Annotated in this window: 12 protein-coding genes; 11 read left to right on the forward strand and 1 reads right to left on the reverse strand. The window is 54.0% G+C overall.

Annotation, left to right across the window (positions count from 1 at the left end; all coding sequences use genetic code 11):
• The 3 genes from AC2215_RS11015 to AC2215_RS11025 form a co-directional block, all read left to right on the forward strand.
• A partial coding sequence (locus tag AC2215_RS11015; protein WP_486810043.1) for a PAS domain S-box protein occupies nt 1-3,223 on the forward strand: 3,223 nt, incomplete at its 5' end.
• Nucleotides 3,224-3,636: 413 nt separating this feature from the next.
• Entirely contained in the window at nt 3,637-5,118 is a 1,482-nt protein-coding gene (locus tag AC2215_RS11020; protein ID WP_486810044.1) for a hybrid sensor histidine kinase/response regulator, read from the forward strand.
• Nucleotides 5,119-5,302: 184 nt separating this feature from the next.
• On the forward strand, nt 5,303-6,382 hold the full coding sequence (locus tag AC2215_RS11025; protein WP_486810045.1) for a M48 family metalloprotease: 1,080 nt from the start codon (nt 5,303-5,305) through the stop codon (nt 6,380-6,382).
• A 267-nt stretch (nt 6,383-6,649) separates the two neighbouring features.
• Here AC2215_RS11025 and AC2215_RS11030 read toward each other — a convergent pair whose 3' ends face one another.
• A complete protein-coding gene (locus tag AC2215_RS11030) occupies nt 6,650-9,403 on the reverse strand; it encodes a bifunctional acetate--CoA ligase family protein/GNAT family N-acetyltransferase (RefSeq protein WP_486810046.1) in 2,754 nt (917 codons plus the stop codon).
• 576 nt (nt 9,404-9,979) lie between these two features.
• Between AC2215_RS11030 and pflB the strand changes: the two genes are divergently transcribed.
• The 8 genes from pflB (at nt 9,980) to AC2215_RS11070 (ending at nt 21,292) form a co-directional block, all read left to right on the forward strand.
• A complete protein-coding gene (pflB, locus tag AC2215_RS11035) occupies nt 9,980-12,208 on the forward strand; it encodes a formate C-acetyltransferase (protein WP_486810047.1) in 2,229 nt (742 codons plus the stop codon).
• A gap of 181 nt (nt 12,209-12,389) precedes the next feature.
• On the forward strand, nt 12,390-14,882 hold the full coding sequence (ppsA, locus tag AC2215_RS11040) for a phosphoenolpyruvate synthase (protein ID WP_486810054.1): 2,493 nt from the start codon (nt 12,390-12,392) through the stop codon (nt 14,880-14,882).
• 164 nt (nt 14,883-15,046) lie between these two features.
• The gene (locus AC2215_RS11045) at nt 15,047-15,577 is read left to right on the forward strand and encodes a universal stress protein (RefSeq protein ID WP_486810048.1); all 531 of its coding nucleotides are present in this window, start codon (nt 15,047-15,049) and stop codon (nt 15,575-15,577) included.
• Nucleotides 15,578-15,804: 227 nt separating this feature from the next.
• On the forward strand, nt 15,805-16,548 hold the full coding sequence (pflA, locus tag AC2215_RS11050; protein WP_486810049.1) for a pyruvate formate-lyase-activating protein: 744 nt from the start codon (nt 15,805-15,807) through the stop codon (nt 16,546-16,548).
• Nucleotides 16,549-16,725: 177 nt separating this feature from the next.
• On the forward strand, nt 16,726-16,971 hold the full coding sequence (locus AC2215_RS11055; RefSeq protein ID WP_486810050.1) for a hypothetical protein: 246 nt from the start codon (nt 16,726-16,728) through the stop codon (nt 16,969-16,971).
• Complete coding sequence (adhE, locus tag AC2215_RS11060) at nt 16,968-19,601, forward strand: bifunctional acetaldehyde-CoA/alcohol dehydrogenase (RefSeq protein ID WP_486810051.1); 2,634 nt, start codon at nt 16,968-16,970, stop codon at nt 19,599-19,601. Before AC2215_RS11055 ends, adhE begins: the two co-directional genes overlap by 4 nt.
• A gap of 669 nt (nt 19,602-20,270) precedes the next feature.
• Nucleotides 20,271-20,813 (forward strand): hypothetical protein, encoded by a 543-nt coding sequence (locus AC2215_RS11065; protein WP_486810052.1) that lies wholly within the window; start codon nt 20,271-20,273, stop codon nt 20,811-20,813.
• Nucleotides 20,810-21,292, forward strand: coding sequence for a cysteine dioxygenase family protein (locus AC2215_RS11070; protein ID WP_486810053.1), 483 nt, complete (start codon nt 20,810-20,812; stop codon nt 21,290-21,292). The genes AC2215_RS11065 and AC2215_RS11070 overlap by 4 nt, the downstream gene beginning before the upstream one ends.
• The last annotated feature ends 116 nt before the right edge of the window (nt 21,293-21,408 follow it).

Genomic DNA, 21,408 nt, shown 5'->3' on the forward strand with positions numbered 1-21,408 from the left:
ATACGAACTCCAACAAACCCGCGAAAACCTCCAAGCGGTGATCGAAGAACTCGAAACCACCAACGAAGAACAACAGGCCACCAACGAAGAACTCATTGCCTCCAACGAGGAGTTGCAAAGTACCAACGAAGAACTCCATTCCGTCAACGAAGAACTCTATACCGTTAACGCTGAATACCAATCGAAAATCGAAGAACTCACGGAACTCAACAACGATATCGATAACCTGTTGCGCAGTACCTCTATTGGGGTGGTCTTTCTCGATTGCCACTTAAACATTCGCAAATTCACCCCGGCCGCCACTGTCGCCGTGAACCTCACCCAAGTGGATATCGATCGTCCCCTCAAACACATCACCCACAATCTCGAATGTCCCAATCTCCTGAGCTTGATTCAAGACGTCATCGACTCTCAAGAAACCATCGATCGAGAAGTCAAGCTGGTGGAAGAGGATGTTTATTTGTTGATGCGCATCAATCCCTACCTGCTCGAAGACGGACGCTTGGATGGGGTGGCGATTTCCTTCGTTGAGATTAGCGAACTCAAAACCATCCAAATCCGGTTTCGCGCCATCTTCGATAGTACGTTCCAATTTATCGGTTTGCTCGACCCCAGCGGGATTCTCCTCGAAGCCAACCAAACTATGCTCGATTTCGGCGGCATGACCCGCAATGAAGTGGTGGGCCAACCTTTTTGGGAAGGGCACTGGTGGAGGATTTCCCCCGCAACCCAAACCCAACTCCAACGGGCGATCGCGCGGGCGGCCGAGGGGGAGTTCGTCCGCTACGAAGTGGAAGTTTGGGGCGATCGAAATCGCATCGTCACCCTCGATTTCTCCCTGCGCCCGATTTTCGACCAATCCGGGGCGGTGACGCTGCTGATTCCCGAAGGGCGAGATATCAGCGAACGCAAACAGCAACAACTGCAATTGCAACTGCTCCAACGGGCCGTGGATGCTGCGAGTAACGGCATTTCGATCGCCGATGCCAGACAAGGGGAATTACCTCTGGTGTACGTCAACTCCGGCTTCGAGATGCTAACGGGATATGACGCGAAGGACGTTATCGGTCGCAACTGCCGTTTCCTACAAGGAGAAGATACCCAGCTCGTGGAACTCAAGCGATTGCAGCAAGCTCTAAAAGCGGGAACTTCCTGCCAGGTGGTCTTGCTCAACTACCGCCGCGACGGCACCCCTTTTTGGAATCAACTGAGCGTGACCCCGTTGCACGACGATGCCGGAACCCTCACCCACTTCATCGGCGTACAAACCGATATTACCGAGCGCCTCGCCATCGAAGAGCAACTGCATCGCAGCGAAGCTCTCTTGCGCACCATCGTTCAGGTGATTCCCCTGGGAATTTACGCCGGCAACCCCGAGAGCGATCGGGTGTTATTTGCCAACGATGAGTTTTGTCGCCTGTGGCAACTGGAAGACAGTGCCACGGCGATCGTCCATGGAGAAATCGGGCACGATGCGGTTATGGAGCGGTGTGTGGAGGCGATCGATCTCGAAGAATTTGTCCGTACCACCCAACCCTACATCGTCCGAGAAGAGCTGATGATGGTTGAAGATGAAGTGTCCCTCAAAGACGGGCGGGTGCTGCGCCGTTTCTGCGTCCCCGTCACCGAAGGCGATCGAGTTCTCGGGCAGTTGTTGGTGTTTGAAGATATTAGCGATCGCAAGCGGGCCGAAGCCGAACTGCACCAGAACTACCTCGCTTTAGGTCAAACCAACGCCGAACTTGAAACCGCCCGGGAAGAAGCCATTGCCGCCAGTCGTGCCAAAAGCGATTTCGTCGCCACCATGAGTCACGAACTGCGCACCCCCCTCAACGTCATCCTCGGCTTCAGCGAAATTCTAGCGCGGGATGCAAACCTCGATCGCGAACAGCACAAAACCCTGCAAACCATTCTCCGCAGCGGCGAGCATCTTCTGTCTCTGATCAACGATATTCTCGATCTCGCCAAAATCGAAGCGGGCAAAGTCGAACTGATTGCCACCCCCATTAACCTGTATCAACTTCTGAGCGCGACCACCGAGATGCTCGAATTCAAAGCCAGTCGCAAAGCCTTGACTCTGAGTCGGGAGATCGCTCCAGAAGTGCCAGTGATGGTGGAAGTGGACGAAGCCAAGCTGCGTCAAATCCTGATTAACCTGCTCGTCAATGCCATTAAATTTACCCACACCGGTGGCATTACCCTGCGGGTGTTCGCCGGCTTTTCCCTCCAAGATACCATCGAGGGACCCGAAGAACCCTCCACCCGGTTGCGTTTTGAGGTGGAAGATACCGGCGTGGGCATCGAACCGGAGGAATTAGAGCAAATTTTCCAGGCCTTCGATCGCGGGATTGCCGGACGGCGATCGGCCGAAGGGACGGGGTTGGGTCTAGCGATTTGCCGGCATTTTATCGAGCTGATGGGGGGCAGTATCGAGGTGGAAAGTACCGTCGGAGTGGGTACGGTCGTCCGGTTCGATCTGCCTCTAAAAACTCTCGATGGAGAAGGCGATCGAATCCCATTACCTCCCACCTCAACCCAAACTATTGTCCGACTCGCCCCAGACCAACCCCCCTGCCGCATCTTGATCGTTGAAGACCAATGGGAAAATCGCCAGATGCTCGTTCAACTCCTAACTCCCCTAGGATTCGAGACCCTCGAAGCCGAAAACGGACAACAGGCCATCGACATGTGGCACAAACATCAGCCCCAGCTGATTCTGATGGATATGCGCATGCCGGTGATGGATGGTTACGATGCAGTGCGGCGCATTCGCGGCAGTGTCGCCGGTCAAGCGGTTGCCATCATCGCCCTCACTGCCAGTGCTTTCGATGCCGATAAAAATGTCTTCCTCTCCGCCGGCTGCGATGACTTTACGGCCAAGCCCGTACGAGGACCTAACCTGTTAGAGAAAATTGCTCACCTTCTGGGGGTGCGCTACCAATACGACGATCGAGCACCCGTGCCCCCCATCCCCGAACGTGCCGCCACCTCCTTCTCCCCCGAGTCCTTTGCGGTGATGCCCCGAGACTGGATCGAGCGACTCAACTTTGCCGCCGGAACCTTAGAACAAGAACAAGTCGAGGGCATCTTAACGGAAATTCCACCAATTCATGGAGCGCTTCTCCAACAACTCCAAGAATGGACGGAAACATTTCAATTCGACATTATCTATAACTTGACCCAAACCTTCCTCGATCGTTTTAAATCGGGGAATCGGGAATAGGGAATGGGGTGTGGGGTGCAACTGAGTCATTGTCTATTGTCGATTATCCGTTATGGCGCTTCTTGTGGTTTATTTAACGTCAGTTCGGGTTAAGGATAGTTAAAAGTCGAAGGAGCTGATGTAGATTCGACTCATGAGTCGAAGAAGCTCGAATCCCACTCGTGCAGCACGGCAGAAATAATTACCGAGCTCTCAACCGCTGAAAGCGATATACAGTAGGCATTTTTAATTTTTAATGCGCGCATTTTTAATTCTGCGTAGCAGCACTCGCTCTAATCGACTCCAAGCACTCACGATCGCCCCCGACTCTACCCCCGACACCCGACACCTACCCCCCTACCCCCACCGGACACTTTTTATCCCGAACTGACGTTAAAATAGGCCTCAAGACTTCTGTTTCTTTCAAAGCTCCATTGCTTGAATCCCAATCGTCCAAACCCGATCTGCTCATCGTCGACGATCGGGCGGATAACCTTCATTTTCTGTCTCAACTTCTGCGCGATCGGTATCGCGTACGGGTCACCATCAGCGGTGAAATGGCGCTTCAAGCAGCCTGGGCCAAGCCTCCAGATTTAATTCTGCTCGATATCCTCATGCCGCGCATGGATGGCTACGAAGTTTGCGATCGCCTCAAACGCGATCCGAGAACCCGCGATGTTCCGGTTTTATTTTTGAGTGCCTTGGCTCAGGGGGAAGATAAAGTGAGAGGCTTCCAAGTGGGCGGTGCGGACTATATCACCAAACCCTTTCAAACGGAAGAAGTCATCGCTCGCATCGAACACCAACTCACGATCCGCACCCTCCAACTCAAACTCGATCGCAAAAATCGAGATTTGATGGCGCGCAATCGCCAACTTGAAGCCCAAATCCAACAGCGCCAACAAGCCGAACGAGATTTACAAGCACAGAATCTCCAACTCGATCGAACCCTCTCTCAATTGCAAGCATTGCAAAGTGAAGTGATTCTTCGGGAGAAAATGACAGCCCTGGGGCGCTTAGCTGCGGGTATTACTGGGGAAATCAACGATCCGCTGACGGTGATTCGCACGGCACTGTATCCAATGCGCGAGGTGCTCGATACCCTCAGATCGGAGTTTCCCCCATTTTGGGATACCCTATCGGCGCCACAACGGGAGAGTTTTACGCAACTCTTCGATCTCGCGGTGACGACAAAAGCAACCGCCACGACGAAAGAACGACGCAGCCTTCAACGCCAACTCGCCCGACAACTCAAATCCCTCAAGATCCCCGATCCCGACTCGACACTGTCCTCGATTTTGGTCGAATTGGGGGTCGGTTTGGATGTGGAGTTCGTTGAATCTTTGCTCGCAGCACAAGAGCGCGATCGCATCTTCACCATGGCGCGAACCCTCGTCACCGCTTGCCGCAGTATCGATCGCATTGAGGTCGCTGTCAATCGCGCCGATCGAGTTCTCAGGGCTCTCAATAATTATGCCGGTCGAGATATCTCTCAAACGCCGGTGCTCGCGAACGTCACGGAGGGGCTGGAAATGGTACGCTCGCTCTTCCACTACCGCTTGCCCGCGAAGATTCAACTGGTGGAAAAATACAGTTCCTTGCCGTTGGTTCCGTGCTATCCCAACGAGTTATCTCAAGTCTGGACGAACCTGATGGAAAATGCGCTACAAGCCATGGGCGATCGCGGAATTTTGACGATCGAAACCGCCGCATCCCCAAGCCAAGTTCGGGTCTCCATTTCCAACAATCACTCGCCCACTGCCCCCGCGAGCACAACCGAGACCGACTCGCACACTCAGCTCGATTGGTATATTTGTCAGAAAATTATCCAAAAACACGGGGGGTCTCTTTGGGTGAATAGTACTCCCGATGGAACCCGATTTACCGTATCGTTACCGATCGCCCCCAATGAATGACACTCAGTTTGGGATCGGAGGGTTTCTGGCGAGGGTTTCGATCGCCGAGCGGGCTGCTCGATGTGCGCTCGGAAGCGATCGCATTTAGATGAAGAGATAATAAAACAGAGATATGTGTTGGGCGGAACCGAGAGGATATCGAGGACTGTGCCGACCATCTTGAATATAAAATTTGAGGACCAAAATGAACTTGAAATATTTTTTATCGATGGCTTTGTCGATCGTACTTTTCAATACGGTAGCCGCAACAGGTGCGGCGGCGAGCAAGTCAACTCATTCTCCAGCGCACGGGACGACAATCGCCCAAGCCAAACCGGGAAATGGGACACCGGGGAACGCAACCGATGCTGAGGCGTTCTTCAACCGAGCCAGGCAGGAGCTACCCGAAGATTACTACATCCTGTACCGGGTGATGGAGCGAATCGCGCGAGCCAATCAACTCGACAACCTCCCCTGGCGGCTCTACATTTCCCCAGAATACAACGTGAATGCTTTTGCCACCGATGTCAATCTGGTGGCATTTTATAATGGATTGCTCGATCGCATCGATGGAGATCCCGATGCCATTGCCTGTGTTGTCGGTCATGAAATGGCACACCACACCGAAAATCATATTGCCGTGGGCGGTGCCGAGCGCGAGGAAATCCTCGAACAAATGCGGGCCGAAGCCTTTGAAGAAGTGGCTGCCGAAGAAGAAGACTTGCGCGGGGATTTAGAAGAACTCGGTGCCGGTGAATGGGTGAGCAGCGGTGCGGGAGCGATTTTAGGGTCTGCCGTCGGCGGCACGGAAGGCGCCTTGATTCAAGGAGGTCTGAGTGCGATCGGTGGGCTGTTCGGAGACAGCAAGGAAGAGCGCGTCCAAGAAGCTGCCGAACGGATTGATACCATTTATGCCGAGAAGGAAGCACAGCTTTTATTGGAGTGGCAGGAACTCAACCATTCTCAGGAGTTTGAGGCCGACGAGCTGGGATATATCTATATGACGCGAGCGGGGTTCGATCCCCAGGGATGCCAGACGGTGATGACCCTTCTCAGTCGCCTGGGGGTCACCGCCAGCGAAACTCACCCGGCAACGCCCGATCGCATTTCGGCCATTGATGGATTGGCCACGGAGTATCCCCAAGCAGACCTCGTGCGTGAAGGGGACTCAAACCTGGCCGCGAGTCCCACTCCGCTGACCTACGATTTAGCACGGGATGAAGCCACCTTGCGTATCGACTCCCGTTCCGGCAGCCGGGATATCGACGACCTGCTTCCTCAGTAGGCTTGTCTCTGAGATTGGGGGCAAGGAGGCAGGGTCTGTAGGGGCGATCGCATTTGGGCGATTCGTTATGAATCAAACGAAATCTAACCGATCCAAATGCTTCGCCCTTCTTCGGAAGAGTGTGTAATGGACAATGAATTGGCAATTGACAATGGGTCGCTGACAACGCTTTTCCCTCTCTCCGCGTCACCCCATCCCCGCGTCACCGCGTCAAATCATTCTCCATTTTTCCCGACGTTCCCCCTTCCAAATTCCGCGCCTGCGAATTCAAAAATCGTATCGCGCGTGAACTTCCCCCAATTTTCGTTCTAAGTGAAAGCCGAGTTTGGTGCACAGATGCTGCATCGCTCGGTTATCCGGTAGAATTTGCGCCGAGACGCGCGTGAGTTGTTCTTGGCGGGCGACTTCAAGCAACTGACGCAGCAATTGAGTGCCCAGCCCCCGACCTTGAGCGCGATCGCTCACCAGCATTCCAAATTCCGCCTCTCGGGTTCCCGATAAACGACTCAAGCGACCGATGCCGAGAATGGTCGGTTCCGGGGATTGGGTTTCGGCAACCAAGGCAATTTCGCGATCGTAATCGATGAAACAGATACGGGTGAGGCGATCGTGGGCGATGCGCGCTTGCAGTTTCATCAAATGGAAGTAGCGCAGGTACACGCTTTCTTCGGACAGGGTTTGGTGAAATTGCACCACCAACGGTTCGTCTTCCGGGCGGATGGGACGAATGGTGATGGGAGTTTCATCCCTCATCGTCCACGACCAAATATATTGAGTGGGGTAGGGGCGAATCGCTGGACGGGGGAGGGGTTCGGCATCGGCTTCGTGGAGGATAATCCGTCCGTCGAGGGCCAGGAGTCCGTCAGCACTCGCCAAGAGGGGATTGATATCGATTTCCCGAATGTCCGGGCGTTCGACAACCAGTTGGCTGAACCGCACCAAAAGTTGTTCCAGGGCGGGCAAATCTACCGCTGCCTGCCCCCGTACCCCTTTGAGTGCCCGGTAGATGCGAGTGCCTTCCATCATCCGCCGTGCCAGGGTGGTATTGAGTGGGGGCAGTCCCAGGGCGCGGTCTGCAAATACTTCTACCAGTTGTCCCCCGGTTCCGAACAACAGCACCGGTCCGAATTGAGTATCGATGCTACTACCGAGGATGAGTTCGTAGCCATCGCGTTTGACCATCGGCTGGACGGTAACACCGGCAAAGTCGATCGGGTGCACGGCATTTTGGATGGCAGTGTAAGCATTGCGAACCGCTTCCGCATCGGGGAGATTTAACTTCACCCCCCCTACATCGGTTTTGTGGGTGATGGTTTCCGAGTGCAGTTTGAGGACGACGGGATAGCCGATGGCGTCTGCGGCGGCAATCGCATCTTCCGGGGTGGTAGCGAGGTAGGTGGGGACGGTAGGAATGCCGTAGGCGGCGAGGACTTGTTTCGATTCCCATTCACTGAGGAGGGTGCGCCCCCCTTCGCGTACCGTTTGAATCGTCTCGGCGGCGATATCCCGTTCTCGGCTGCCGTTGGCAATCTCCCGCGCCAGGGTGGGGGTTTCGTACAAACTGCGCAGGTTCTTGCTGTACTGCCACATTAAGTTGAAGGCGCGCGCAGCACTGTCGGGATAGGGGAAGGTGTAGATTTGGGCTTGGTTGAGGATGGCTTCCCCGGCGGCAACATCTGCACCCCCCATCCAACTGGCCAACAGGGGTTTGTGCTGGAGTTCGGGTTTGAGTTCGGTAATGGCTTGTTTGAGTTTTTCGGCGGTTTGGGTGGGATCGGTCATCGCCTGGGGGGTGAGAATCACCAGCAGTCCGTCGCTATTGGGGTCGGCAGCGGCGATTTTCAGGGCTTGGGCGTAGCGTTCGGGATCGGCATCGCCCAGGATATCGATCGGGTTGCTATGACTCCAGTGGGGGGGCAAGCATTCATCTAGGGCGGCGATCGTTTCTGGGGCGAGTGGGGCGAGTTTGCCGCCAGAAGTAATGGTGGCATCGGTGGCGAGAACCCCCGGTCCGCCGGCGTTGGTGAGGACGGTGAGGCGCTTTCCTCGGGGACGGGGCTGTTTGGAGAGGATTTCGGCCATATTAAACAGATCCTCGATCCGGTTCACCCGCAATACCCCACAGCGACGAAAGGCACCGTCGAGAACGTCATCGCTACCGGCGAGGGTTCCGGTATGGGAGGCTGCAGCTTGGGCGGCCACCTCCGTGCGTCCGGCTTTAAGGACGATAATTGGTTTGGTGAGGGCTACTTCTCTCGCGGCGGAGAGGAACGCCCGCGCGTCGCCGATGGATTCCATGTAGATGACGATGCTTTGGGTGGCGGGGTCGTCTCCCAGGTGGTAGATTAAATCCCCCCAACCCACATCTAGCATCGACCCGATGGAGATAAAGGCACTGAAACCGACGTTATCTTGCAAACTCCAATCGAGGACGGCGGTACACAAGGCGCCGCTTTGACTGATAAATCCGACGTTCCCGGGACGAGCCATGGTGCCCGCAAAGGTGGCATTTAAGCCCGTTAGGGGACTCATCACCCCCAGGCAGTTGGGACCGATGACCCGCATCTTGCCGCGGCGGGCTTGAGCCTGGATTTCCCGTTCCAGGGCGATGCCGGCCGCCCCGATTTCTTTGAATCCGGCGGAAATCACGATCGCCCCTTTAACCCCGGCATCGGCGCATTGGCGGATCAGATCGGGAACCGTGGGGGCGGGGGTGGCGATGACCGCTAAATCCACCGCTTCGGGAACGGCGGCGATGGTGGGATAGGCGCGAACCCCCAAGATGTTGCGGCGCTTGGGGTTGACGGGAAACACCGTGCCGCCGAAGGGGGAACGAATTAGGTTCCAGAACAGGGAACGTCCGACGCTGTTGGGTTTTTCGGTGGCGCCGATGACGGCGACGGTTTGGGGGGCGAAGATGGCGTTGAGGGGGTGACGATCGCACTGGAGAATGTCGTGGGTCCGATCGCCACCCCGACTGATGCCGGGGTTGGATTTCAAGGGCGAGTAAGTCTGAGTCATGGCAAAGGATACTCCTGCACGAGTGCTGCGAGATCGAGCTGAAGGGAAATCGATACGTTGAGTTGTCGCGAACTGGGAGAAAAGATCGGGGGTGGCCCGCTCGATTCTTTCCTTAAATTTTTTCGAAGTTTTAGAGGAGATCCGAATTTAAACCGTTGGCTGGTGTAAAGGCGATCGGCTCCGTTTCCCCATCGTCGATCGAAATCGTCAGAGAACCGGCGCCATTCCAGAGCCATGAAGGCCTAATTTTCGCGGCTTTAAATTCGTCGATCGAGCACTTTATCCCTATTAATACGGATGGAGTTGATTGGATTTGGATTTAATTATATTATACAACAAATTTATTTTATTTATCACCAAAAAACCGAGATATATCTAAATCATTAAATCTGAAATTAAATATTAAAGCAACAAATTTGTTGCCAAAAAATATAAAATTTTTCTGACTTTAATTTGTAAAACAAAATAACAAACCTTCATCGCTACCCAAGAAAAACGTTAAGATCGAAAGTAAGGAAACTTAAAGAGACTCTCGATCGTTCCCCAAGCCACAACATAATATTCGGAGGGAAAGAAATGTTCGAGCAATGGAAAGGTTTCACCGCCGGAAAATGGACGCAAGAGATTAACGTCCGCGACTTCATTCAAAAAAACTACACGCCTTACACCGCAAACGATACGTTCCTCTCATCACCCACCGATCGGACCCGCACTCTCTGGGATAAAGTCACCTTTTTGATGGGGCAAGAACGGGAACGGGGCGTGCTCGATGCCGATACCCGAGTCCCCACATCCATTACTGCTCATCCACCGGGTTATATTGCCCGAGATTTAGAAACAATCGTCGGTTTGCAGACCGATAAACCCCTCAAACGAGCGATTATGCCCTTTGGGGGAATTCGAGTGGTGAAAAATTCCTTAGACGCCTACGGCTACACCCTCGAGTCGCAAACGGAAGAGATCTTTAAAAAATATCGAAAAACTCACAACGATGGTGTATTCGATGCCTATACCCCCGAAATGAAACGGGCGCGCAAGTCTGGGATTATTACCGGGCTACCCGATGCCTACGGACGGGGGCGAATTATCGGCGATTACCGTCGAGTTGCCCTGTACGGCGTTCGCCGTTTAATTGAAGATAAAAAGACCCAACTGGCTTCCCTCGAACTCGACTGCATCGACGAAGAAACCATTCGCCTGCGCGAAGAAATTTCCGAGCAAATTCGCGCCCTGCAAGAACTTAAAGAAATGGCCGCCGCCTACGGATTCGACATCGGCGAACCGGCCGCCAACGTTCGCGAAGCCATTCAATGGACCTATTTTGGCTATTTGGGGGCTATTAAAGAGCAAAACGGGGCGGCAATGTCCTTGGGACGGGTTTCGACTTTCCTGGATATCTACGCCGAACGGGATTTGAAGAGTGGGGAAATTTCCGAAGCCGACGTCCAAGAACTCATCGACCATTTCGTGATGAAACTGCGAATGGTGCGGTTCCTGCGGGCCCCGGCTTACAACGAGCTGTTTTCGGGCGATCCCACTTGGGTCACCGAATCCATCGGCGGTATGGGGGAAGACGGACGGACGTTGGTGACCAAAACCAGCTTCCGGTTCCTGCACACCTTATTTAACCTCGGTCCGGCCCCGGAACCCAACCTGACGGTGTTATGGTCCGAACGATTACCGGAGAATTTCAAACGCTTCTGCGCCAAAGTCTCCGCCGAAACCAGTTCGATTCAGTACGAAAACGACGATTTGATGCGGCGCTACTACGGCGACGACTACGGCATTGCCTGTTGCGTGTCCGGAATGCGCATCGGCAAGCAGATGCAGTTTTTCGGGGCGCGGGTGAATCTCGCCAAAGCCCTTCTGTATGCCGTCAACGGCGGTAAGGATGAGAAATCGGGAGTACAGGTGACCCCGGAATTCGCCCCGATTACCTCGGAATATCTCGAGGATGGGGAAGTGACGGCGAAGTTCGATCGCTTGCTCGATTGGTTGGCGAAACTCTACGTCAATACCCTCAACGTCATCCACTACATGCACGATAAGTACTGCTACGAACGCCTGGAAATGGCCCTCCACGATCGCGACGTGTATCGGACGATGGCTTGCGGGGTGGCGGGGTTGTCGGTGGTGGCCGATGCCCTCTCGGCAGTTCGGTACGCGCGGGTGAAGGTACTGCGCAACGAAGAGGGACTGGCGGTAGATTACGCCATTGAAGGAGATTATCCCAAATTCGGCAACAACGACGATCGCGTCGACGCCATTGCTTCGCGCGTAGTAGCCGACTTCATGAACAAAGTGCGCCAGCACAAAACCTATCGCGATGCGGTTCCCACCCAATCCATCCTCACCATCACCTCTAACGTGGTCTACGGCAAGAAAACCGGCAGTACCCCCGACGGCCGCAAAGCCGGACAGCCTTTTGCACCGGGGGCGAACCCGATGCACGGTCGGGATACCCACGGGGCGATTGCGGCGTTGGAATCGGTGGCGAAACTGCCCTACGAACACGCCCAGGATGGCATTTCCTATACCTTTTCGATCGTGCCGAAAGCCTTGGGGAAAACGGAGGGCGATCGTACCAACAACCTCGCGGGAATGCTCGATGGTTACTTCCACAGTGAAGGTCACCACATCAACATCAACGTGTTGAATCGGGAAACCTTGCTCGATGCCATGGAACATCCGGAGAAATATCCCCAACTGACGATTCGGGTGTCGGGGTATGCGGTGAACTTTATTAAATTGACCCGCGAACAGCAGTTGGATGTGGTGAGTCGGACGTTTCACGAGCGGGTTTGAGAAGCCCCATGCTCTCCCTCAAACCTTCGGGTGAGGGTTGAATCGATCGCCTCAATGAAATCCGGGAGGGCGAAGCATTTGGATATATGAGATGTCGTTTTCTCTAGAATTTATCGCCCAAATGCTTTGCCCCTACAGATATGCCACACCCCACGCCTTGATTAAAAAAGGAGGTGCAATGATGGTTGCTACCGCTCTCGAAACCAAAACCCAATCGGTGAAAGATACCGCTTTCGTACTGTGGTTTGAGGAAGTGGGGATGACGGACGTGCCTTTGGTGGGGGGGAAGAATGCGTCTCTGGGGGAGATGATTCGGCAGCTTGCGCCGAAGGGGGTGAGGGTGCCGACGGGGTTTGCGACGACGGCTTACGCTTATCGGTATTTTATAGAGCGGGCGGGGCTGGATAGCCAACTGCGGCAGATTTTCGCCGATTTGGATGTGGAGGACATGCAGAATCTGCGCCAGCGGGGTCAGCAAGCCCGTTCTTTGATGCTGCATACGCCGTTCCCGCCCGAGTTGGAAGCGGCGATCGCCAGCGCCTATTTTACCCTGTGCGAACGCTACGGGACGGATGCCCAAATTTGCGATCGCCTCGATGGAAAGGAACGGCGCAAGTGCCAAGAATATAACTACCACACCGATGTGGCCGTGCGATCGAGTGCCACGGCGGAAGATTTGCCCGATGCTAGCTTTGCCGGCCAGCAGGAAACCTATCTCAACGTTCATGGGGTGAAGAACGTTCTCGATGCTTGCCACAAATGCTTTGCCTCTATTTTCACCGATCGCGCCATTTCCTACCGCACGATTCGCGGCTTCGACCATTTCGATGTTGCCCTGTCTGTGGGAGTGCAAAAGATGGTGCGTTCCGACCTCGCCTCTTCCGGGGTCATGTTCTCCATCGATACGGAAACCGGGTTTAAAAATATTGCCTTGATTACCGCTGCCTACGGGTTGGGAGAAAACGTGGTTCAGGGATCGGTGAATCCCGATGAGTTCTTCGTCTTCAAACCGACGTTGGAAGCGGGATGCCGCCCGATTCTCGAAAAGCGCCTCGGCAGCAAGGAAATCAAAATGGTCTACGACCTCGGTGGCGGCAAACTCACCAAAAACGTGCCCGTTCCCGAGTCGGAACGGAGTCAATATGCCATCGGCGACGAGGAAATTCTCACCCTGGCAAAATGGGCGACCATCATCGAAGAGCACTACACCGAAATTCGGGGAACCCAGACCCCAATGGATATCGAGTGGGCCAAAGATGGGGAAACCGGGGACTTATTCATCGTCCAGGCGCGACCGGAAACCGTTCAATCTCAAAAATCCGGCACGATTCTCAAAAACTACCAACTGACGGGAACCGGAGAAGTTATCGCTGCCGGTCGGGCTGTGGGAGAAGCCATCGGTCTAGGTCAGGCCCGGGTCATCCTCGACGTACGCCAAATCGATCGATTCCAACCCGGTGAAGTGCTCGTGACCACCAAAACCGATCCCGATTGGGAACCGATTATGAAAAAAGCCAGTGCGATCGTCACCGACCGGGGGGGTCGCACCTGCCACGCCGCCATTATCGCCCGCGAGATGGGAATTCCGGCGATCGTCGGTTGCACCACGGCGACTGGAAAAATTCCCACAGGAGAAGAAATTACCGTGAGTTGCGCCGAAGGAGAAGCGGGGAAAGTCTACCGGGGATTGGTTCCTTTTGAAGTGACCGAAACCCAACTCGATAACCTCCCCGAAACCCGCACCCAAATTTTGATGAACGTCGGCAATCCCGAGGAAGCCTTAGGTTTAGCGGCAATTCCCTGCGATGGGGTGGGGTTGGCGCGGTTGGAATTCATCATCGCCAACCACATCAAAGTTCATCCCCTGGCGTTGTTGCATTTCGACGAATTCGAAGATGACGCGGTCAAAGCTCAAATTGCCCGCCTGACCCCGAATTACGATCGCAAAGCCGATTTCTTCGTCGATAAACTCGCCCGGGGCATCGCCACCATCGCCGCCGCCTTCTATCCCAAACCGGTTATCGTCCGCATGTCGGACTTCAAGAGTAACGAATATGCCAACCTCCTGGGAGGCAAGACTTTTGAACCTCAAGAAGAGAACCCGATGATTGGCTGGCGGGGGGCATCGCGGTATTACGATCCGGCTTACTGCCAAGCTTTTGGGTTGGAATGCACTGCCCTCAAACGAGTGCGCGACGAGATGGGACTGGTCAACGTCATTCCGATGATTCCCTTCTGCCGCACCCCCGATGAAGGTCGCCAAGTTCTCAGGCAAATGAGCCAAAATGGATTAGTACGGGGTGAAAATGGGTTGCAAGTCTACGTCATGTGCGAGATTCCCAGCAACGTCATCCTCGCTGAGGAATTCGCCCAGGTGTTCGATGGATTCTCGATCGGATCTAACGATCTGACCCAGCTTACCCTGGGACTCGATCGCGATTCATCGCTGGTGGCGCACTTGTTCGACGAACGCAACGAAGCGGTGAAGCAGATGGTGCGGATGGTTATTGAAAAAGCCCACAAACACCATCGCAAAATTGGGATTTGCGGTCAAGCCCCCTCTGACTATCCCGAATTTGCCCGCTTCTTAGTTGAGTTGGGCATCGATTCCATCTCTCTCAATCCCGACTCGGTTCTCAAAACCCGGTTGGATATTGCCCAGATGGAAGGGTGAGGTTTTGGGGGGACAAGGGGACAAGGGGACAAGGAGACAAGGGAGAAGAGAATTATTCAATGAAATGTTCCCCGTTCCCCGTTCCCCATTCCCCATTCCCCATTCCCCATTCCCCATTCCCCATTCCCCAATTCTGAATTCACAAAACTAGGAGGAAATCGATCGTGTTTCGCAGAATTTTAGTCGCTATTGATGACTCGAATATCAGTCAATTGGCATTTGAGAAGGCCGTATCTCTCGCCCAAGCGTGTAAAGCGACGTTGCATCTGCTGCACGTTCTGTCGCCCACGACGGAAAATGTCGGCGAGACACCGTTGTTTGCCGCCGCAGAGTACGGCACGGATATCTACATCAACGCTGCCGAGCATTATCTGGAGTCTTGGCACGCTGTGGAGGACAAGGGTTTAGAAATGTTGCGATCGCTTGCCGAATCGATCGAATCGAAGGGCATCGAAACGGACTTTACCCAACTCATCGGCAATCCGGGCGAAAAAATCTGCGAGTTAGCCTTGGATTGGGAAGCGGATCTGATCGTGACGGGAAGTCGGCGGCGATCGGGTTTGAAGGAGTTGTTCCTCGGTAGCGTCAGCAACTACGTTTCTCACCGCGCTCCCTGCTCGATCCTCATCGTACACCATCAAGAGACGAGCGGTCCTATGGTCCGTGAGGATGAGACTCCGACGGAAGTGGGGTGACGCGGTGATGGGGTGAAACGGGGGAATTGGAAAAAACCGGGGATTTTAGCTTCCCTTGCCTCCGAGGTCTCCGATGCTCCCAAAGCGCCCGAAGCTCTGCCCTGCCGCCGAGGTGGGCGAAGCATTTGGATTTGTTAGATGTTGTTTTGTTCCACGATCGATCGCCCAAATGCTTTGCCCCTACAGACCCTGACCCTGTCCCTGCACCCTTGCGCGCAAAAAACACTATGCCGACTCAAACTTCAACAACCGGACGCATTCATTCCATCGAAACCTGCGGGACGGTGGATGGCCCGGGAATCCGGTTCGTCATCTTCACTCAAGGTTGTCCGTTGCGCTGTCTCTACTGCCACAATCCCGATTGCCGCCATCCGACGGGTGGGGAAGAGGTGACGGTGGATCGCTTAATCGACCAAATCCAGAAATATCGCAGCTATATGGCGTTTTCTGGCGGGGGGGTGACGGTGACGGGGGGAGAACCGCTGATGCAGCCGGAGTTCGTCCGGGAAATCTTCCGTCGCTGCCGGGAATTGGGGATTCATACGGCGTTGGATACTTCCGGTTACGTCAATTTAGAGGTGGCGAAATCCGTGCTCGATGTGGTGGATTTGGTGCTGCTCGATATCAAATCTTTCGATCGGGAGACCTATCGCCAAGTCACGAGCGTTTCTTTGGAACCCACCCTCAATTTTGCCCGTTATTTAAGCGATATCGAAAAAAATACTTGGATTCGCTTTGTTTTGGTTCCCAATTTAACGAATGCAACGGAAAACGTTGAAGGATTAGCGAAGTTTATTTCTAGCCTAAAAACCGTTGAAAAAGTCGAAATTTTGCCCTTTCACAAAATGGGGGAATATAAATGGCAGGAATTAGGATACGACTACCAACTCTACAACACCGCTCCCGCGTCTCTCGAAGACGTGGAAAATGCTCGGAACATTTTCTATAAATATAAGTTACCGATCGAGTAAGGTTGCCGGGTAAACGATATACGATCGAAGTGTAGGGCGAGCTTGAAATTGATTGTTTGCGATCGAATATTAAGCTCAAAAATAGGCAAATTTAATTAAAAACTTATCATAAAAAGCCTGTTTATTGCCCCGCACTTTATAAAACTAAAAATAAAACGTTAATCGTTTTCCCGTTCCATGGAACCCGTCGATCGAGAACGAACCCCCCAACATCTCACCAAGCATCCACCCACCCACAACCCCTTAAATCGTCCTCACTGCTGTTTTTGCCAACATTTTCAACTCGAAGGATACCGATGGGGATATTGCGACTTACTTGATGTTTACGTCCGAGGCGATCTCGAATCGTGTCGGGTCGCCATTGCTCCGTTTTCAGTTCCAATCGATCCCACTCAAGAAATCGACCAAGAGGAAGACCCATGAAAGTGGACAGCATTCAATCTTTAGAAGCTCTTATCGATCGCGTTCTCACTGCCCAGGCTACCTACGCTAAATTTACGCAGAAACAAGTCGATGAAATCTTCAAGCAAGCAGCCCTAGCCGCCAACGCCCAACGAATCCCTTTAGCGAAAATGGCCGTTGCCGAAACGGGGATGGGCGTTATCGAAGATAAGGTGATTAAAAATCACTTTGCCTCGGAATATATCTACAACAAATACAAAGACGAAAAAACCTGCGGCACGATCGAATCCGATCGCCACTTTGGCATCCAGAAAATGGCGGAACCCGTGGGCATCCTCGCCGGAATCGTTCCCACCACCAATCCCACCTCCACCACGGTTTTCAAATCTCTCCTCGCCCTGAAAACTCGCAACGCCATTATCTTTTCTCCCCACCCACGGGCGAAGAACTGTACCGTAGAAGCGGCAAAAATCGTCCTCGATGCGGCAATATCAGCGGGGGCCCCACCGGACATCATCGGTTGGATCGACGAACCGACGGTGGAACTCTCCAAAGCCCTGATGCAGCATCCCCGCGTCGATCTCATTTTGGCCACCGGCGGGCCGGGGATGGTCAAAGCGGCTTACTCCTCCGGCAAACCCTCCTTGGGAGTTGGGGCGGGCAATACCCCAGCCGTCATCGACGAAACCGCCGAAATTCGGATGGCCGTCAGTTCGATCCTGTTAAGCAAAACCTTCGATAACGGCACCATTTGCGCCTCGGAACAGTCCGTGGTGGTGGTGGATGAGGTGTACGAGGCAGTGAAGCAGGAATTCTGCGATCGCGGCGCCTATTTCCTCAACCCAGAAGAGAAAGCCCAAGTCGGCAACCTGATTCTCAAAGACGGTCGTCTCAACGCCGCCATCATCGGACAACCGATCGCAAAAATTGCCGAATTGGCGGGGATTTCCGTTCCCGAAGGAACGAAAGTCTTCATCGGGGAAGCGGAAGCCATCGGCGATACCGAACCCTTCTCCATCGAGAAACTCTCTCCGATTTTGGGAATGTATCGATCGCCCAACTTCGAGGCAGCCACCCAAACCGCCCAGGACTTGGTACTCTTGGGAGGGCGCGGCCACACCTCCGTTCTCTACACCGCCCCCCACAACCAAGACCGGATTACCACCTTTGAATCGATCGTCTCCACCGCCCGCGTTCTAATTAATACCCCCTCATCTCAAGGGGCGATCGGAGATTTGTACAACTTCAAACTCGATCCCTCCCTGACTCTCGGCTGCGGAACTTGGGGCGGCAACTCCATCTCGGAAAATGTCGGCGTTCGCCACCTCCTCAACGTCAAAACCGTCTCCGAACGCCGGGAGAATATGTTGTGGTTCCGGATTCCCCCCAAAGTTTATTTCAAATACGGCTGTCTCCCCGTTGCCCTGCGGGAGTTGGCGGGGAAACAGCGGGCGGTTATCGTCACCGACAAACCCCTCTACGATTTGGGGATGACGGAAGAAGTGACCGAGGTTCTCGAAGAAATCGGCATCGAACACGACATCTTCTATAACGTCGAACCCGACCCTTCCCTAACCACCGTGCAAAAAGGACTCGCCCTCCTCAACAGCTTCCAACCCGATGTCATCATTGCCATGGGAGGAGGATCGCCCATGGATGCGGCGAAAGTGATGTGGCTGATGTACGAACAGCCGGAAGTGGAGTTCGACGGGTTGGCGATGCGGTTTATGGACATTCGCAAGCGGGTGTACGAACTGCCGCCTTTGGGGAAAAAAGCGATGATGGTGGCGATTCCCACAACCTCGGGAACCGGATCGGAAGTGACGCCGTTTGCGGTCGTAACCGACGATCGCACCGGGATTAAATACCCTCTCGCCGACTACGCCCTGACTCCGAATATGGCGATCGTCGATCCGGAGTTGGTGCTGGGAATGCCCAAAAAACTGACGGCCTACGGTGGCATCGATGCCCTCACCCATGCCCTGGAAGCCTACGTATCGGTGTTGGCGACGGAATTTACCGAAGGGTTGGCTTTAGAGGCGATCGGGTTGCTGTTCGAGTACCTGCCCCGTTCCTACCAAAAGGGGGCAAACGACCCAGAGGCGCGGGAAAAAGTCCACTATGCCGCCACCATCGCCGGGATGGCTTTTGCCAACGCTTTCCTCGGGGTTTGCCACTCCCTGGCCCACAAGCTGGGTTCTACCTTCCACGTCCCCCACGGCTTGGCGAACGCCCTGATGATTTCCCACGTCATCCGCTACAACGCCACCGATGCCCCTTTCAAACAGGCAATTTTCCCCCAATACGAGTACCCGCAAGCCAAAGCCCGGTACGCGCAAATTGCCGATTACCTGAAGTTGGGGGGAGAAACGCCTGACGAGAAAGTGGCAAACTTGGTGGACGCGGTTGAAGCGTTGAAGCAGCAACTGGATATTCCCATGACCATTGCCGAGACCCTATCCGGGGGCGATCGCGAGTTCTACGATAAAGTCGAAGACATGGCCGATCTAGCTTTCGACGACCAATGCACCGGGGCCAATCCCCGCTATCCCCTGATTCGGGATTTGAAAGAACTCTACGTTCTCGCCTACTGCGGCTGTCGGTTAGATGCCGCGCTGTATCACCCGGAAGCGGAGGAGAGTTTGGCATAGAGTCTGTCTGCCTATCGGGCTGTCGGGCTGTTGGGCCGTAGGGGCGCGCGCATTTGGGCGAAAAATGATGAATGAAACGACATCTCACCAATCCAAATGCTATAGCCTTCGGCATGGCGTGCGCTAACGCCCTTCGGTATGGCGCGCGCTAACGCCCTTCGGTATGGTGTGCGAACACCCCGATTTCCAGTGATTGTCGGCTGGGCAGTTTGTCGCGAGGATTGAATGAAATGTTCTCCCTCTGCGAACTACCTGCCATCACCCGATATGGTTCTAACAGGGATTTATCGCGGGGGGTGGGCAAAGCATTTGGACATGTCAGATTTCGTTGTACCAAAAGTCAATCGCCCAAATGCTTGTGCCCCTACAGCCTCCCCTGCCTTCCCAGCTTACATCCACCGAAATCTAAAAAACATACCCTTGTAAGATTTCCCACCCTGGCGAGATCTCCCGATTCAAATACTCGTCCACCGTCCCAAAAAACTCTCTCAAAAGCTTGTCAACGAGCCGATGTAGCCTTTGAGTGCAAGCTTAATAAGTGCCCGGGAGTGACGAGTTGCGTATCCTAAAATTCCTAAGTGTTACTCACGATCGACGAGCGGTCTTGCATTTCATGGAAGTGCAAGATGGCTGGTTTGTCGTTGAATCGATCGAGATCTTGCCATCGTCATGCCCCTTTCCAACCCACAGCCCCCAACTCAGACTCAGCCGGTACCCAATCCCGAAGAATTTGCGTGGTACGTCGTTCCCGAAACAGTGAAAAAGTGGTTGCAACTGACGGCTGCAAACTGGGACGATCCCGCTCTCGCAAATGAGTACGTGGAGCGGGCGCTGGCTGATGCCGAGGGGCATCTCGATGTTTTAGTCTCTGCCTACCGCTACTTCTTTTACACCCGCAACGATCGATTGGCTTTAAAGGTGGCGATGCAATTACTCGAACGGGTGAAATTCATCGAAGCACTACCGGATGACTGGTCTCAATTAAAGCCGATCCTCAATACTCGCCGAGATGATGCGAATATTCGGCTCTACCTCAACGCCTATGCAGCATCCGGTTTGCTTCGCGCCCGACTCGGAGATATTGAAGCAGCCAAAGAAATTGCCACCCACGTCAGCGAGATCGAAAACCGCCACGAATTTGGTGGAAATGTGGTGCGAGATATCTTAGAGCGTCCGGATGACGACGATGAGTACGAGGGGGATGAGGGATGAAGAATCGGGATTTTTTAGTGACTGGAGATGGAAGTTGGCAGGTGTGCAAGCCGGTCAAGGAGTGGGATTTGCTGCGGACTCCCTACCATTTACACCGTTTTCTGACGGAAGTTGAAGATGTCTTAGAGCGCGGCGATGACGAGATTTCTACGTTGGCAGCATTGCGATCGATCGTCCGGCGACTGATTACCAACTCGTACTGGATTCGGACGCAAAAGCCGCAATTCAAGGATTCGGGGAACGATTCGGGGATGTCGGCGTTGATGCTGTACGACGAACTGGGTTATCCCTTAACCGTACAAACTGCGATCGCTTCACCGGGTACAGTTTCTCGGGTTCACAACCACGGCAACTGGGGCATCGTAGCCATCCTCGAGGGGGAAGAACGCAACACGATTTGGCGGCGCGTTCCCGATTCCCAATACCCCAATCGAGTGGAAGCCGTTGGCGAAATTATAGCAACCGCCAGGGCGGTTTAGGCATAAACTCGAAGTGGTGCTAACAATTCGTAGGCGATCGTTATCCTCATGCCCAAACCCTACAGTTACGACCTTCGCCAAAAAGTGATACTGGCGATAAAGCTCGATGAGTTAAC

The sequence above is a fragment of the Zarconia sp. genome, assembly GCF_057467645.1.